The organism is Rhodococcus sp. 06-221-2 (genome assembly GCF_002258365.1).
Lineage (GTDB): Bacteria > Actinomycetota > Actinomycetes > Mycobacteriales > Mycobacteriaceae > Rhodococcoides > Rhodococcoides fascians.
In genome coordinates this window covers 372,349-386,586 of sequence record NZ_NOYJ01000004.1, presented here as the reverse complement: position 1 = coordinate 386,586, position 14,238 = coordinate 372,349, and the positions used below count along the sequence as shown (strand labels likewise).

Annotated in this window: 13 protein-coding genes; 3 read left to right on the top strand and 10 right to left on the bottom strand. The window is 65.6% G+C overall.

What is annotated here, in order from left to right:
* Positions 1-244: 244 nt before the first annotated feature.
* The 4 genes from dapC to CH281_RS02920 all read right to left on the bottom strand — a co-directional run bounded on the left by dapC (position 245) and on the right by CH281_RS02920 (position 5,123).
* Positions 245-1,348: a succinyldiaminopimelate transaminase gene (gene dapC, locus CH281_RS02935; protein WP_094692815.1), complete on the bottom strand. Its 1,104-nt coding sequence runs from the start codon at positions 1,346-1,348 to the stop codon at positions 245-247.
* 4 nt (positions 1,349-1,352) lie between these two features.
* Positions 1,353-1,676, bottom strand: a complete 324-nt coding sequence (gene fdxA, locus CH281_RS02930; RefSeq protein WP_027498080.1) for a ferredoxin — start codon at positions 1,674-1,676, stop codon at positions 1,353-1,355.
* A 114-nt stretch (positions 1,677-1,790) separates the two neighbouring features.
* Positions 1,791-2,546 carry a hypothetical protein gene (locus CH281_RS02925; RefSeq protein ID WP_094692813.1) on the bottom strand — a complete coding sequence of 252 codons (756 nt, stop codon included), beginning with the start codon at positions 2,544-2,546 and terminating at the stop codon, positions 1,791-1,793.
* 36 nt (positions 2,547-2,582) lie between these two features.
* Positions 2,583-5,123 (bottom strand): bifunctional FO biosynthesis protein CofGH, encoded by a 2,541-nt coding sequence (locus CH281_RS02920; protein WP_256983324.1) that lies wholly within the window; start codon positions 5,121-5,123, stop codon positions 2,583-2,585.
* A 134-nt stretch (positions 5,124-5,257) separates the two neighbouring features.
* On the opposite strand from CH281_RS02920, the gene CH281_RS02915 reads away from it, so the two are divergent.
* Genes CH281_RS02915 through CH281_RS02905 form a run of 3 tightly spaced genes read left to right on the top strand, consistent with a single transcriptional unit; the run spans position 5,258 to position 7,979 of the window.
* Complete coding sequence (locus CH281_RS02915) at positions 5,258-5,737, top strand: PH domain-containing protein (RefSeq protein ID WP_032369653.1); 480 nt, start codon at positions 5,258-5,260, stop codon at positions 5,735-5,737.
* On the top strand, positions 5,734-7,251 hold the full coding sequence (locus tag CH281_RS02910) for a PH domain-containing protein (RefSeq protein ID WP_094692809.1): 1,518 nt from the start codon (positions 5,734-5,736) through the stop codon (positions 7,249-7,251). Before CH281_RS02915 ends, CH281_RS02910 begins: the two co-directional genes overlap by 4 nt.
* Positions 7,252-7,277: 26 nt before the next feature.
* Positions 7,278-7,979, top strand: a complete 702-nt coding sequence (locus CH281_RS02905; RefSeq protein WP_094692807.1) for a uracil-DNA glycosylase — start codon at positions 7,278-7,280, stop codon at positions 7,977-7,979.
* Here CH281_RS02905 and CH281_RS02900 read toward each other — a convergent pair.
* The 6 genes from CH281_RS02900 to typA all read right to left on the bottom strand — a co-directional run bounded on the left by CH281_RS02900 (position 7,906) and on the right by typA (position 14,133).
* The gene (locus CH281_RS02900) at positions 7,906-8,358 is read right to left on the bottom strand and encodes a hypothetical protein (RefSeq protein WP_027498086.1); all 453 of its coding nucleotides are present in this window, start codon (positions 8,356-8,358) and stop codon (positions 7,906-7,908) included. The genes CH281_RS02905 and CH281_RS02900 overlap by 74 nt on opposite strands.
* An 86-nt stretch (positions 8,359-8,444) precedes the next feature.
* A complete protein-coding gene (locus CH281_RS26730) occupies positions 8,445-8,603 on the bottom strand; it encodes a hypothetical protein (RefSeq protein WP_008714214.1) in 159 nt (52 codons plus the stop codon).
* A gap of 27 nt (positions 8,604-8,630) precedes the next feature.
* Entirely contained in the window at positions 8,631-9,524 is an 894-nt protein-coding gene (mshB, locus tag CH281_RS02895; RefSeq protein WP_094692928.1) for an N-acetyl-1-D-myo-inositol-2-amino-2-deoxy-alpha-D-glucopyranoside deacetylase, read from the bottom strand.
* A 106-nt stretch (positions 9,525-9,630) separates the two neighbouring features.
* On the bottom strand, positions 9,631-10,314 hold the full coding sequence (locus tag CH281_RS02890; RefSeq protein ID WP_256983323.1) for a haloacid dehalogenase type II: 684 nt from the start codon (positions 10,312-10,314) through the stop codon (positions 9,631-9,633).
* On the bottom strand, positions 10,311-12,092 hold the full coding sequence (locus CH281_RS02885; protein WP_094692805.1) for an ABC transporter family substrate-binding protein: 1,782 nt from the start codon (positions 12,090-12,092) through the stop codon (positions 10,311-10,313). Before CH281_RS02885 ends, CH281_RS02890 begins: the two co-directional genes overlap by 4 nt.
* Before the next feature lie 103 nt (positions 12,093-12,195).
* The gene (typA, locus tag CH281_RS02880; RefSeq protein ID WP_032365354.1) at positions 12,196-14,133 is read right to left on the bottom strand and encodes a translational GTPase TypA; all 1,938 of its coding nucleotides are present in this window, start codon (positions 14,131-14,133) and stop codon (positions 12,196-12,198) included.
* Positions 14,134-14,238 lie beyond the last annotated feature (105 nt).

Here is a 14,238-nt window from a genome sequence, read left to right as displayed (position 1 = left end):
ATGAGAACACCCGATCCGAGCGGGGGCCAACTGAGCTCGGTGTCCACTATTCGTATCGAGAAGCGGGATCCCGTCAGCGGAGGGGAATAGTGGACACTCAGCGCACCTCGAGCTCACACACGTCAGCGGGGCCGAAGCCAACTGAGGTGAGTGTCCACAATTCGCATCGAGAAGCGGGATCCCGTCGATCAAGCCGAATTGTGGACACTCAGCGCACCAGCACTCAGCGCACCAGGAAGCTCGGCTAACCGCGCAGGCGAGCCGCCGCGGCCTCGATGCGTTCGTCCGTCGCGGTCAGTGCGATGCGGACGTGTTTGCCACCGTTCGGTCCGTAGAACTCTCCCGGTGCGGCGAGGATGCCGCGTTCGGCGAGCCAGTCGACGGTGTCGCGGCACGGCTCGTCGCGGGTGGCCCACAGGTAGAGCCCGGCCTCCGAGTGGTCGACGCGGAAGCCGGCTGCCTCGACGGCCCCCTTCAGTACCGTTCGGCGAGCGCGGTATCGCTCTCGTTGAATGTTCTCGTGCTCGTCGTCGGCCAGAGCCGCCGTCATGGCGGCCTGAATGGGGAGCGGCACCATCATCCCTGCGTGCTTGCGAACCTCGAGCAATTCGGCGATCAGGGAAGCGTCGCCGGTGACGAAACCGGCGCGGTAGCTGGCCAGATTCGAGGTCTTCGAAAGTGAGTGCACAGCAAGCAGATTGGTGTGATCGCCGTCGCAGACGCGCGGGTCGAGCACCGAGACGGCGTCGGCTTCCCAGGTCAGCCCCAGGTAGCACTCGTCGGAGACGACGATGGCGTCGCGCTCGCGGGCCCACTCGACGACCTTGCGCAGGTGCTCGACTCCGAGCACCTTGCCGGTCGGGTTCGACGGCGAGTTGACGAAGATCAGCGAGGCGCGTTCGGGGCCGAGACGATTCAGTCCGTCTGCACGAAGAATTCGTGCACCGGCGAACAGCGCACCCACTTCGTATGTGGGATACGCCAATTCGGGGATGACGACAAGATCATCGGCACCCAGACCCAGCAGACTCGGCAACCAGGCGATCATTTCCTTGGTACCGATGGCCGGAAGCACTGCGTCGGTCGAGATACCGGTGATCGAGTAGCGACGTTCGAGCGACGCCACCGCAGCCTCCCGCAGCGCGGCGGTACCGACGGTCGTCGGGTAACCGGGCTCGTCGGCCACCGAGTTCAACGCGACCCGAATCACCTCGGCGACCGGGTCGACGGGCGTGCCGACCGACAGATTCACGATGCCGTCCGGGTGCGCCGACGCCTTCTCCTTGGCAGCGGTCAGCGAGTCCCACGGAAAGTCGGGCAGCGTCGCTGCCACCGCTCTGCGTGCCAAGGCGTCAGTTCTCGCCCATGGGAGGCAGAGCCTTGATGAACGGCGGGTCGTAGTCGGTCTTGCCGAGTTTCGCTGCGCCACCCGGAGATCCGAGATCGTCGAAGAAATCGACGTTGGCGCTGACGTATGCACTCCACTGCTCGGGCACGTCGTCTTCGTAGAAGATGGCCTCGACGGGGCACACGGGTTCGCAGGCTCCGCAGTCGACGCATTCGTCGGGGTGGATGTACAGCATTCGGTTACCCTCGTAGATGCAATCCACCGGGCACTCTTCGATGCACGCTTTGTCCAGTACATCTACGCACGGTTCTGCAATCGAGTAGGTCACTGCTGCTCTCCCCTCCTTGTATAGATCGTGGGCGCTCTCGCGCCCTCAGCATCCTAGTATCGCGGTCCGAACCTGTGACAATCCGACCAGGGTGACCTCACCTGCTCCGGCCTGCTATCGCCGGAGCTGCTTCGCGGGCGGGGTCACCGAAGCCGACGCCGTCTTGTGGGCGGTGAGCCACTTGCGTCCCTGCTTGGCAGCGCGCGACAGCGCGCCCCGCTCACCGAGATATCCGGCGACGCCACCGACGAGTGGGATGGCTCCGAGTACCCGGTAGAACCCGCGTGGATGCGGGCGCTTCTCCAGCTCGCCTGCCACGTCGCGCAGCACGTTGGCGATCTGCCACATTCCGCGCAGCAGTGCGAACGGGCCGGATTTCGGCGATTCTTCCTTCTTCGCAGGAGCGCTGTCAGCCAAGGACGTCAGGTCACGCTTGCACAGCACCGACCCGAGCAGCGCCACATGCGTCTCGCGGTCGGTCACTCCGGATTCGCGAGCCACGGCGACGAGCACCATCGCCTGGTTGGCGAACCCGAGCAGATCCTGAATCGGCAGACGGTTGACCAGGATGCCGAAGACGCCGGGGAAGGCGACGGCGACAGTGTTGAGAGCTCCGATGCGATTGACCCACCACTGCGAACGAGCATCACTGTCGAGCTTTTCCCAGCCGGCGGTGCCCGGGAAGTCGGTGGTGTCGAACGCCTTGGCCAGGAAGTCGATGACGTTGTCGAGAGTCGAATCGTCCACGGAGGACTCGCGGAACGTCCGTCCTTTCAGTCCGATCGGGTCACGCGTGGCCAGGATGTCGAGCACGGGATGAATGATGGCGACGGCACTGCTCAGTACCGCGGCGACTCGACGGTCGTCCATGTCGGGCAAACTCCGTTTCGGGTAAAGACCTGTAGGTCAGATCAGGCCGGCGACCGACACCGCCGGTGCCGGGCCGTACGTGGTGGTGCGCTGACGAACCGGTCGTCCGATGCCGTCGGCGATCTCGTGCAGTTCCGCGACGGTCTTCTCCGAACCGTTCTGCGAACCCGCCATGCGCGAGATCGTCTCTTCCATCAGGGTCCCGCCCAGATCGTTCGCGCCTCCGTTCAGCATCGCCTGTGTACCCGTGATTCCCAATTTCACCCATGAGGTCTGAATGTTGTCGATACGGCCGTGCAGCATGATCCTGGCCAGAGCATGCACCGCGCGGTTGTCCCGATTGGTCGGGCCGGGCCGCGAGGCACCCGCCAGATACAGCGGCGACGACTGGTGCACGAACGGCAGCGGCACGAACTCGGTGAACCCGCCCGTCTTATCCTGGATCTTCTTGAGCACGTTCAGATGCCCGACCCAGTGCGACGGATTGTCGACGTGGCCGTACATCATCGTCGAGCTCGATCGCAGGCCCACCTCGTGCGCGGTGGTGATCACTTCGATCCACTCGGCTGCGGGCAGCTTGCCCTTGGTGAGCACCCACCGCACCTCGTCGTCGAGAATCTCTGCGGCGGTACCCGGAATCGAGTCCAGGCCGGCGGCCCGCAGCTCGGTGAGCCACTCGCGGATCGACTGGCCGCCGCGGGAGGCCCCGTTGACGATCTCCATCGGCGAGAACGCGTGCACGTGCATCGACGGCACTTTCGCCTTGACCGCACGGACCAGATCGGCGTATCCCGTCACCGGCAGTTCGGGGTCGATGCCGCCCTGCATGCACACCTCGGTGGCCCCGACGACGTGCGCTTCCCACGCACGGTCGGCGACTTCGGCGGTGGACAGCGTGAACGCGTCGGCGTCACCCTTGCGCTGCGCGAACGCACAGAAACGGCATCCGGTGTAGCAGATGTTGGTGAAGTTGATGTTCCGGTTCACCACGTAGGTGACGGTGTCCCCGTTGACCTGCTTACGCAGATCGTCGGCGAGCGCGGCAACGGCGTCCATGCCGGGGCCTTCGGCCGTCGCCAGTGCGAGGTACTGCTCGTCCGACAGACCGGCCGGGTCCTTCTCCGCTGCTGTCAATGCCGACACCAGGTCGCGGTCGACTCGTTCGAGACCGGCCAGATCGCGCACCTGCTCACGAATGGAATCCCAGTCGCCGAACGCATTCGCCAGATCCGAGCGCGTCTCGGTGTTGCGGCCCTGGGTGTCGATCTCGGTGTTCAGATCCACGCGTCCCGAGGACTCCCATTCCTCGTCCGGCTCCTGCCACGGCAGACCGGTCGGGTTGACGCCCTCGCGTGCCATCCCGGTCTCCGGGTCGGCCACTGCCCGCACGTGTGCCGAGATTCGCGGGTCGATCCACGGTGCACCGGCCAACACGTACTGCGGCTGCGCGGCAGTACGTTCCACGAGCGTGTAACCGGCGGCCGCCGACAACTCGGCGAGAGTGTCGAGGTTCGGCCAGGGCCGCTCGGGATTGACGTGGTCGGGAGTCAGCGGCGAGACACCGCCCCAATCGTCGACGCCTGCGCCGAGCAACGCGGCGGTCTCCTCCGCTGCGACGAGGTTCGGCGGGGCCTGAATTCGCATCGACGGACCGACCACCATGCGCGTCACCGCGATGGTCGCCAGGAATTCTTCGAGACCGGCGTCGGGCACCGACCGCATCGCGGTATCGGACTTGGCCAGGAAGTTCTGCACGATGATCTCTTGCACATGACCGAAAGACTTGTGCACCTTACGAATTGCCATGATGGACTCGGCCCTGTCCCGCAACGTCTCACCGATACCGACGAGGATGCCCGTCGTGAAGGGAATGTTGAGCCGGCCCGCGTCGGTCAGTGTGCGCAGCCGAACCTCGGGATCTTTGTCGGGACTGCCGTAATGCGCCTGCCCCTTCTCCTCGAACAGCCGACGCGAGGTGGTCTCGAGCATCATGCCCATCGAGGGGGCCACCGGCTTGAGGCGCGAGAGTTCCTGCCATGACATCACTCCGGGATTGAGATGCGGCAGCAGGCCGGTCTCCTCGAGCACCCGGATCGACATCGCGCGCACGTAGTCCAGAGTCGAGTCGTAGCCGCGTGAGTCCAGCCACGCCTTGGCCTCGGGCCACCGCTCCTCCGGCCTGTCGCCGAGCGTGAACAGCGCCTCCTTGCAGCCCAACTCGGCCCCCTTGCGGGCGACGTCGATGATCTCGTCGGGATCCATGAACATCCCGTGCCCGGCCGCATTGAGCTTGCCCGGCACCGTGACGAACGTGCAGTAGTGGCACTTGTCGCGGCACAACCGCGTGATGGGCACGAACACCTTGCGCGAATACGACACGGTCTTCGGACGGCCCGCCGACTCCAACCCGGCATCCCGTACCCGGGACGCCGACGTCATCAGATCCACGAGGTCGTCACCGCGAGCGTGCAGCAAGACGGTTGCCTCGTCGACGTTCAGCGACACCCCGTCGCGGGCGCGACGCAGAACGCGGCGCATGGCGGAGGCGGCTGGAGCGGTATCAGGCTGCGAAGTCACCAGTCGATCATGCGCCTTCTTGGTACGCACGTGCCACCCGCGGGTGGGCCTGCGGCCCTTGTGCGCGTTTTGCTTACCTGGAAGGGCGCACAACGCGCACGACGGGGCAGCGCTAGGTTTGTACCGTGACAACGATGACAGACCCACAGTGGCAGCCTTCTCCCCGTGCGCGTCTGCTCTGGACCCTGAGCGCCGGACTGCTGTGGCTACCGGTCTTCATCGCTCAGATCGTCTGGTTTTTCGTCGACTCGAACCGGACGTCGTGGCTGCACGTCACCGTCCTCGTCGTATCGGTCGTGCTGACCGCACTGCACCTCGCGATCGTGCCGCAGTGGCGCTACCGGGTGCACCGCTGGGAGATCAGCGATACCGCCGTGTACACCCGCACCGGTTGGCTCAGCCAAGAACGACGCATCGCCCCCATCTCGCGGGTGCAAACCGTCGACACCGAGCGCGGACCACTCGATCGTCTGCTCGGGTTGGCGACGGTCACCGTGACGACGGCATCGTCGGCGGGCGCGGTGAAGATCACCGCACTCGATCAGGCCGTTGCGGACGAGACCGTCACGCGACTGACCGATATCGCCGGCCGCACCGTCGGAGATGCCACATGACCGATCAGGCGGAGTTGCTGGCAGTCGAAGAGGAGCAGCCGTGGTTGCGCCTGGACAAGCGAATGTTGTTGGTGCATCCGGTGAACGAGGGCATCAAGATCCTGCCGGTACTGCTGATCTCGTTCTTCGTCGGCAGTCAGAGCGGTAATCACTACTGGAGTCTGGGCATCCTCGCGGTCGTCGTCGTGTTCGCGATTGCGCGCTGGTTCACCACCAGCTACCGGATCGGGCCGGTGCACGTACAACTGCGCACCGGCGTACTGCAGAAGAAAGTACTGTCCATTCCGCGCAACAGGATTCGGTCGGTCGACGTGGAAGCGAATGTACTGCACCGGGTGCTCGGCCTGTCCATTCTCCGCATCGGGACCGGACAGCAGGCGGGCAAAGGCGAGGCTTTCGAGCTCAACGCCCTCGACACGTCACTGGTGCCGGAGCTTCGCGGCGAACTGCTGCAGCGAGTGTCGGGCCGAACAACGCCGAGCGACGGAATGCCCGTTGCCGCAGCCGATCCCGGGGTCGAGATTGCACACTGGCAATTCTCGTGGGTGCGGTTCGCGCCGTTCTCCATCACCGGCATCGTCACCATCGCCGCGGCAGTGGGCGTGCTGTTCCAGTACGGCATCGGACAAACGTTGGCGGAGACGTCGGTGGTCTCGAACAGCGTCGAATCGGCGCAACGGTTCGGCATCGCCCTGTTCGTCGTCCTCGCACTGATTGTGCTCCTCGTGGTGTCCAGCATCTTCGCCTGCGTTCGATACCTGATCACCTACGGCAACCTGACCGTCACCGACCAGGGTCGCACGTTGCACGTCAGCCACGGGCTGCTCCGCACCCGTCAGTCGACCCTCGACCGCAAGAGACTGCGCGGCACTTCTCTGTCGCTGCCTCTACTACTGAGGTCGGTCGGCGGGGCCCGACTCGACGCCATCATGACCGGAGTGAGCGCCGAGAAGAAGGAATCGTCGCTACTGCTTCCCCAGGCTCCGCGGGCCGAGGCGCTGCGCATGATGACCACGGTGCTCGGCGATGCAGGCATGCACGGCAATGCCGACCGCCCGCTTCTGCAGCACGGACCTGCCGCGCGGCGACGCCGCTACACCCGGGCGGTTCTACCGCTGCTCGTCGTCGCGGCCGGACTGGGAATTGCGCAGTCTCTCGGCGCACCGATCCCGATCCTCGCGTGGATCGCCGTGGCCGTGCTGTTCGTGGCCGCCGTCGGACTCGCTCACGACCGCTACCGCGGCCTCGGGCACGCCGTCCTGCCCGGCTGGCTGATCACCCAGCACGGATCGCTCGACCGCACCCGGCACAGCCTCGAAGCCGGCGGCATCATCGGTTGGACGGTGCGCCAGACGTTCTTCCAACGTCGCGCCGGCGTGGCCACCGTCGTGGCAGCGACACCGGCGGGCGTCGGACGCTACGAGGTGGTCGACATACCCATCGAGAACGCGTGGGCCATGATCGACGCCGTCACACCGGGTGCCGGAGACATCTGGCTTCGACCCAGCACGTGAAAACGTAGCCGATAAAGAAGGAGCCGATGAAGAAGGAGCGCCCGCAGACCATCGCGCAGCTCGACCTGGCGGTGTCCCAGTGTCGCGCCTGTCCACGGCTGGTGCAGTGGCGCGAACAGGTCGCTGCCGAGAAGCGCGCCGCGTTTGCCAACGAAACGTATTGGGGGCGAGCCGTTCCCAGCTTCGGCCCGGCCGATGCGTCGATGTTGATCGTCGGGCTCGCCCCGGCCGCCCACGGCGGCAATCGCACCGGACGGATGTTCACCGGGGACCGCAGCGGAGACGTGCTCTACCGAGCCATGCATGCCGTCGGGCTCGCCAGCCAACCGACCGCGACGCACATCGGCGACGGCCTGACGCTCAACGGAGTTCGTATCGCAGCCCCCGTGCACTGCGCTCCGCCGCAGAACAAGCCGACTCCCGCCGAGCGCGATCGGTGTCGCCCCTGGCTCGACGACGAATTGCGCTTGCTGCGTCCGCGACTGAGATCGATTCTCGTGCTCGGGGCGTTCGGTTGGCAGTCGCTGCTACCGATTCTCGCCGCGAACGGGTGGGAAATACCCAGGCCCGCACCGAAATTCGGGCACGGCGTGCAGCTCGATCTGGGCTCGATCACCGTGTTCGCCAGCTACCACGTCAGTCAGCGAAACACGTTCACCGGACTGCTGACTCCGACGATGATCGAGGACGTGCTCCGGAATGCGGGTCGGCACGCACGCTTGCTGTGATGGCTTTCATTCTGAACATGAACAGCAGCACACCGGCAGGCCCGGCACCGGCCACGATGAGCAGCATCGTGCGCCAGTCGGCCAGCAGCAGAACATCGTTGCCGGGGCCGCCGAACATGCACAGCACTACTGCGACGAACCATCCGAGCAGCGGCGACGCCACCCAGATCGGCCGTTCGGCGACCTTACGCGCGGCCAGAACCAGAGCGACGTTTGCGATGCCCCCGAGCAACGCGCTGATGGGAAACTGCACCGACCCCACGTAGGTCGGGAGAAAGAAGACCGACAGGATTCCGGACAGGAAGCCGTCGAACACCAGTACTGCGACCGTCGCCCACGACACCAGGGCGACAGTATTGGATGCGGCCTTCGAGATCATGCGCCCAATACTGCCTTGGCCCGGGTCGTTTCAGTGCACCGCATTCGAAAACCGGGCATCGCATTCGAAAAACCGGGCACCGGCACTCAGGAAACCGGCGGATAGCCCAGCGAGGTCAGCAAGTTGCTCGCACCCATGGCGATCTGACCCAGAACGTACTGGTACAGATCTGCCTGTGCGCCGAACTGCGGCTTGAGAGAATCGACGAACGCGACGATTGCGTCCTGCACTACCCAGTTGTACATGTGTGTTCCGCCCCTGTTGTCATGAGATCAGTGATTCGGAACACAGCCTAGTACGCCCGCGAACAAGTCGTTCTCCCTGCCCGCCCCGTCGGAGCCGAGCACGCCCCGCACGAGTACGTACTGCTCGTCGAGCAGGATCGGCTGAACGATGTCGTTGGAGAGTGCGTACTCGGCACCCGAGGGCGCAACCGTTACCTGAGTGGCGTGCGCACGCAACGCGTCGGTCTTCGCGTCGAGCACACCGCGGACATCGATGCTGGTGGTGATCATGTCCTCGGCCACACTCGGCAACTCGCCGTCGAGGGGCATGCGCCACCCCTCGGGGATATCGGCGATCGCCCGTAGTCCCGCGTGCAGTTGATCGCGGCCGGTGACGGTCCAGTAGAACTTCGCCACCTCCCACGGAGCTCCGGCCGCGGGATGGGCGTCCGTTCCACAGACCTCGACCGCCTCGGTCACCAGGGAGTGGACCTGCTGATGATCGGGGTGGCCGTAGCCACCCTCGGGGTCGTAACCGACGACGACCTGAGGCCTGAGTTCGCGCATGACCGACACGAGCGCCCCGAGAGCCTCCTGCCGGTCTGCGTTGACGAATGCGCGTGGTTTGAGAGCAGCCGGGGTTCCGGCCATTCCAGAATCTCGCCAGCGGCCGGCACCACCGAGAAAGCGGGGAGGGTTGCAGCCCAACGCCGCGAGTGCGCGATGCAGTTCCAGAATTCGGTAGCCACCGAGCTGATCGGCTCGGTCGACCACGAGATCGGCCCACGTATCGCCGATCACCTCACCCTCTTCACCGAGCGAGCACGTCAGCACGGTGACGTCGACGCCCGCGCGCACGTAATGGGCGATGGTCCCGCCGGTGGTGATGCTCTCGTCGTCTGGGTGCGCATGGACCAGCAGCAACCGCTGCGGCTGCGTCATCGCTTGTTCTGTCACAACCTGCTCTGTCACAACCTGTTCCGTCATGCCTCGTCGCTCGCTACTCGCTGTGTCATCGTTTGTCTCGGTCTCTGGGTCGGGCAGCCGTTCATCGCTCGCCGAGCATTCGCGCCACATCCGGTAACGACTGCGCTGTCACATCGGCAGGCACGAAATGGTCGGGATAGGGACGGTTCTCGCGATCGAGCCACGCCGTCGACAGGCCTGCCCGGTGCGCACCGTCGATATCCCAGGGGTGCACGGCCACCAGCATCGCGTCGCCGGGTTCGATACCGCACTGCTCCAACGCGTAGCAGTAGGCATCGGCGTGCGGCTTCCACCGTCCGGCGTCCTCGACCGAGAGCAGCAACTCGAAAGCACTCCGCACACCGGCTCGTTCGAGCAGAGACTGCGCGAGCGACGCGGACCCGTTACTGAGGGTGATCATCCGAATGCCTTGCGCTGCAAGAGCATTCACTCCGTCTACCACATCGGGATGTACCTCGAGCTCGGCGAAACCGGCCATGATGTGGTCCACTGCATCGTCCAACTGGCGATCGATCGCGGCATCGGACAGCAACGCCTCGAGCACACCGGAACCGACCTCGGCGAACGGCCGAGCGGTACCTGCGACCGCGAGCGCGAACCCGTCCCGCAGCACTCCTGCGAACCACGTCGGGAACAGGTGCTCGGGCGCTCCGACGTCGGCGAATCGCGCCGCCATGGGAGCCATATCGGACAGGGTCTCGTTCACGTCGAAGATGATCACCCGAGGCAAGCGCACGGTGTTCACCGGACCGTCCGGATCCACTTCGCGGCATCGGCGAAGATGCCGACCTCCACCGGCCCGGTCAGCGAGACGCCGGTGATACCCGGCACCGCAGCCACCACGGACTGGTCCTGCATGATCGGCAGCGTCGACGCCAGAGACCACAGCTTGGGTTCGATCTCCTCGGCAATGATCGTCGCGTCGACGCCGGTTATCAGGGCGCGGTCGATCGTCGGCTGCAATTCCGGAACACACAGACCGGACAGATTGCGCGGGGCGTCCACGCTGCCGCTGCTCCCCGGAGCCGGCTCGACAACACAGCCGAAGCGCGAGGCCAGGGCCGTTGCCGGGTCCACGCCCGCACTGGTCCACCCGACCACGGCGTCGACGTCGCCTTCGGTCAGCGCCGTCGAGTACAACTCGTCCGCGGGCAGCGGAGTGACGGTCGCGTCGATACCCGCACTGACGAGCTCGTCCGCGGCGGTGCCGGCCACGGCCAGTGCGATGTCGTCGTTCTCGACGGCGCCGATGACGAATCGCAGCGCGGTACCGCCGGCGTCTGCGAGTCGGGGCACTCCGGGAGCCGGCGCGCTCGTGGTCGGCGCGCTGGTGGTCGGTGGCGCAGCAGAGGTCGTGGATGCACTCGCGCTCGGCGTCGACGTCACGATCGCGTCGGGTGTCGGAACGAAGCCGGCGCGGCGAAGCAGGTCGAGGGCCGCGGTTCTGCCGATCGGGGCGGGTGCGGTCGCGGTGTAACCGGGGTCCGATGGCGACGACAACTGCGCTGCTGCTCGGCGATCCGTCGCCCCTCCTCCGGCCCCGACCGTGGCCAGCAGGTTCGGGTCCAGCAGACCCATGATCCCCTGCCGCACAAGCGACTCCGACATGTTCGGTGCTCGGCCGTTCACGGTCATCGACAACACTCGTGATTGGTGGATCGTGTCGGTGCGGACCCCGGGAATTGCCGAGAGTTGCGCGCGCGTCGCAGACCCACCCCGAACCTGTGCGATCTGCGCATCACTCGACCGCAACGAATCGGCCAACTGTGCGGGGGTGCCTCCGCGCCGAATGAGGATCTGGTCGGGCGAGGCGGGTTGGTCCCAGAATCGATCGTTGCGTTCCAGCAGAATCTCGTCCCGGCCCTGGTCGACGGTCTTGATGTTGAACCGCGAACCGGAGACCGGCACGTTGTCGGTGAGGCCACCCTCGAAGCCGCCGGGCGAATCCTTGAGCAAGTGGGAGGGCACGAGGTCGGCGAACAATCGCTGCCACGCCGGATACGGCGACTCGAGGGTGACGTCGACGGTCTTGCCGCCGCCCGAAGAGGCAACATCGCTGATCAGTGCGTAGCCGGCCGGATCGACGACGCCCGGCTGCGTGATCATCTGCTGCCAGAGGTACCGGAAGTCCTCGGCCGCGATGGGTGCGCTGTCGGACCACTGGGCCTCGTTGCGTAGCTGGTACCGGATGGTGAACGGAGACTGAGATGTCACTTCGGCGGAGATCAACAGCGACAGGTCCGGCTCCCATGTGGTCACGCCGGTGTCGGGGTTCAGGGTGGGGCGGAACGGGCTGGGCAGCACGAGCGAACTGACCGCGGCGGTGGCGGGCGACTGGTCGGCCAGCAGGTGTGGGTTGAACCCGATGCCCACGTCGTCGATCGCCACGACAACGGGGTCGCCGGTCTTCGACGGCACGGTCGTCGTGGTGACCGGAGTTTCGACGCTCTCGATCGGTGGCGGTGGATCCGCGGTGCATGCGGTGAGTACCAGGGCAGTGGCGGAGGCCAGAACCACCGGCATCAGTACGTTACGCAACGAGGATCTCCTTCGTGATCGGCTACAGGTACGGCAGAAGCGACGTCCCACGATGGTGACACGTCGCTTCTGCCGTACAGGATCTGTCTTACAGAGCAGCCTTGTCGCGCGTCTTGCTGCGCGAACGCTCACGGGCGCGCTCGTTGGAATCGAGGTGCACCTTGCGGACGCGGACGACCTCGGGGGTCACCTCGACGCACTCGTCGCCTGCACAGAACTCCATGGCCATTTCCAGGTCCAGCTTCTTCGGCTTGGCCAGGGTCTCCATGACGTCGGCGGAGGACTGACGCATGTTGGTCAGCTTCTTCTCGCGAGTGACGTTGATGTCGAGGTCTTCCTGACGCGGGTTGATGCCCACGACCATGCCCTCGTACGTGTCTGCGCCCGGCTCGACGAAGAACGTGCCGCGGTCGGCCAGCTGGATCATCGCGAACGGGGTCACGGTGCCGTGCCGGTCCGAGACGAGCGAGCCGGTGTGGCGGGCGCGGATCTCGCCGGCCCACGGCGCGTAACCGTGGAAGACAGCGTTGGCGATGCCGGTGCCGCGAGTGTCCGTGAGGAACTCGGTGCGGAAACCGATCAGGCCACGCGAGGGAACGATGAATTCCATGCGAACCCAGCCTGCGCCGTGGTTCGTCATCTGGACCATCTTGCCCTTGCGTGCGGCGAGCAGCTGCGTCACTGCACCGAGGTATTCCTCCGGTGTGTCGACCATCAGCTCTTCGAAGGGCTCGTGCAGCTTGCCGTCGACCTGCTGGGTGACCACCTGGGGCTTGCCGACGGTGAGCTCGAAGCCTTCACGACGCATCTGCTCGACGAGGATGGCGAGCGCGAGCTCTCCACGACCCTGGACCTCCCAGGCATCGGGGCGACCGATGTCGAGGACCTTGAGGGAGACGTTACCGATGAGCTCCTGGTCGAGGCGGCTCTTGACCATGCGCGAGGTGAGCTTGTGTCCGCTGACGCGTCCGACGAGCGGGCTCGTGTTGGTGCCGATGGTGACCGAGATGGCCGGCTGGTCGACGGTGATGCGAGGCAGAGCGACCGGGTTCTCCAGATCGGCGAGGGTGTCGCCGATCATGATGTCCGGGAAGCCAGCGACGGCGACGATGTCTCCTGCGACACCCTTCTCGCCGGGAACGCGCTCGACGCCGATGGTGTTGAGCAGCTCGGTGATCTTGGCCTTCTGGACGACGGGCTCGCCGTCGACCTCACGCATCCAGCTGACGGTCTGGCCCTTGGAGAGCTGGCCGTTGTGGATACGAACCAGGGCGAGGCGGCCGAGGAAGGCCGACGCGTCGAGGTTGGTGACGTGTGCCTGCAGCGGCGCGTCGACGTTGCCCTTGGGCGCGGGGACGTAGCTGAGCAGAACCTCGAACAGCTCGTCGAGGTTCTCGGCGTCGGGAGCGTGTCCGTTCTGGGGCTGGACCTTCGAGGCCTTGCCCTCACGGCCGGAGGCGTAGAGAACGGGGAGGTCGAGGGCGAGCTCGGCTGCCTCGGACGCTTCGTCGTCGAGATCGGACGCGAGGTCGAGCAGCAGATCGTGGCTCTCCGAGACGACCTCTTCGATACGCGCGTCGGGACGGTCGGTCTTGTTGACGACCAGGATCACCGGCAACGACGCGGCGAGCGCCTTGCGCAGCACGAAGCGGGTCTGCGGCAGCGGGCCCTCGGATGCGTCGACGAGAAGGACGACGCCGTCGACCATGGACAGGCCGCGCTCGACCTCTCCGCCGAAGTCGGCGTGGCCGGGGGTGTCGATCACGTTGATGACGGTGATGGTGCCGTCGGCATTGCGCTTGTGAACGGCCGTGTTCTTGGCCAGGATCGTGATGCCTTTTTCTTTTTCGAGGTCACCCGAGTCCATGACGCGGTCGATCGCTTCGGCACGTTCCTCGAACGCGCCGGACTGCCGAAGCATGGCGTCGACCAGGGTGGTCTTGCCATGGTCGACGTGTGCAACGATGGCGACGTTGCGAAAAGTAGTGGTGCTGTCGATGTTGTCTGCACTGCTTGGGGCGCTCACGCGAAAAATTCTCCTGGAGTCGAATGCGGGCTCTTGTTCGCTAGCGGGCTTATGTCGCTAGAGAAGCGCGCTGCACCGCGAGGTTCTCGCGACTGATCGAGTTTA